Raw genomic sequence first — 1,624 nt, 5'->3', positions numbered from 1 at the left:
TGACTCAATCCTCTCAGAGAATCGAGCCTCCATTCGAACCGGTGCGGTTCACGGGGTGGTCGGCGTGGGGCAGCAGTGCCGGGGCCATGTCGCTGGAGCAGTGCTCGCCGAAGGCGGCGAGGGCGATGGAGAGAGTGCGGGGGTCCTGCTCGCTGTGAAGCAGCGGGCGCAGGAAGTCCTCCGCTTCGCGGGTGAAGGGGAGCTCGGTGTCGTCCACGTCGACGCTGACGCTCAACCCGATTCCCAGGTGGTTGATCGTGTCGAGTCCGAATCGCCTGCGGTCACGGTCGGATGTGTCCTGGGCTGCTTCGAGGGCCCAGTCGAAGGTCTCCTGGTCGATCCGCAGCCCCAGGTGGAAGACCGAGGCGAACCAGTCGTCGTGATCGGGATCGGCGTGCACCAGAGCACGGGCCATCAGCTCGTCGGGCGAGCGGTGGACGCCCAGTGCGACCTCCAGATCGGTGATGACACCCCAGTGGGCGGGCGGCTGCCCGATCCCCGCCCCTGTCCCGGACGCGAGGGCCTCCTGTGCGGCACGCAGCGCCCGCCGGTGCGGGCTGTCGCTGCCGAGGGGATCACTGCAGCGGGACAAGAGGGCCTGGAGCACCCAGTACCGGCCGTTCTCCGCCGCCCATGTCACGGGGTCCACATCTCCGTCCCATGGACGGCTTACATCGACGTCCCAGGCGACCAAGTGGTCGACGACCTTGTCGCGTCCGGCGTGCGCGGCGGCGGTCAGCAGGGTCACGGCGTCGTCGCCGGCCAGGTCGTCCGCGGTGGCGTCATGAAGGAGTTCGAGTGCCGCGTCGTCGTCTTCGCGTTCGACAGCGGCCAGTAGCAAGGGCAGATCCACCGGCCGATTGTGCCCGCGAACGGGTTGGGGAGCGAACGAGTTTCCGGCAGGCTCCGTCCTGGCCACAACCGCTGCGCGATTGAGCCCCAGCCTCCGGAGCGGTCAAGATCACTTGGCAAACGGTCAAGATCACCTGTCACAGGACACCAGCAGACCGCCCCCGAGAGCCATCTCGTCGAAGCCGTGACCGCGCTGCTGGCGTGCCATGACCAGCTCGGCGACGAGGCGCTGGCCCTACTGGCCGCCGAGAAGCAGGACACGTCCGAGGGGCGCCGGGCCCGGAAGGCGCGCACCGCGCTGCGCGAGGCCGCCGACATGCTGCTGACCGCCGTCCAGACCCTGGCCACCGTCCACGGGAGCGCCGGCCTCGGTGTCGACGGCGCGGTCAGCCACAGCGCCGACGGCACCCCCGTGACCCTGCTCCCCATGCTCAGCACCCAGCAGACCCTCCTCCTGGACGCCTGGGAGAGCGTCCAGGACACGGTGGACCACCTCGACACCAAGACCTTCCCCGCCACCAAGAAGAACCCCGTCCCGGCCCGCGAGCCGGCCCGCACCCGCGGCGCGCTGCTGCGCCTGCGCGACGGCGTCCTCGCGCTCGGCCGCGAGCTGGATGCGCGAGGCCTCGGCGACGACGCCGCCGAGTGCCGGGACAGCGCACAGCAGCTGGAACGGCTGGAGGTGCGCGTGTGCCCGCCGTCCGACCGAACCGGTCCGGCCGCCGCCGAGGCCGGTGTCCTTCAGGGCGTCGGGCGCTGAACCGGCGGGCCG

The 1,624-nt window shown here is 70.8% G+C and carries 2 protein-coding genes; one reads left to right on the top strand and one right to left on the bottom strand.

Annotated features, from left to right (window positions below; all coding sequences use genetic code 11):
• Window positions 1-13: 13 nt before the first annotated feature.
• Window positions 14-853 (bottom strand): ankyrin repeat domain-containing protein, encoded by an 840-nt coding sequence (locus ABD308_RS38345; protein WP_344345572.1) that lies wholly within the window; start codon window positions 851-853, stop codon window positions 14-16.
• A 183-nt stretch (window positions 854-1,036) separates the two neighbouring features.
• Between ABD308_RS38345 and ABD308_RS38340 the strand changes: the two genes are divergently transcribed.
• Entirely contained in the window at window positions 1,037-1,612 is a 576-nt protein-coding gene (locus ABD308_RS38340; RefSeq protein ID WP_344345570.1) for a hypothetical protein, read from the top strand.
• The last annotated feature ends 12 nt before the right edge of the window (window positions 1,613-1,624 follow it).

It is taken from the genome of Kitasatospora putterlickiae (assembly GCF_039527695.1).
Taxonomy (GTDB): Bacteria; Actinomycetota; Actinomycetes; order Streptomycetales; family Streptomycetaceae; genus Kitasatospora; species Kitasatospora putterlickiae.
The sequence above is the reverse complement of the archived record's forward strand: the minus strand, read 5'-3'. Positions and strand labels throughout refer to the sequence as shown.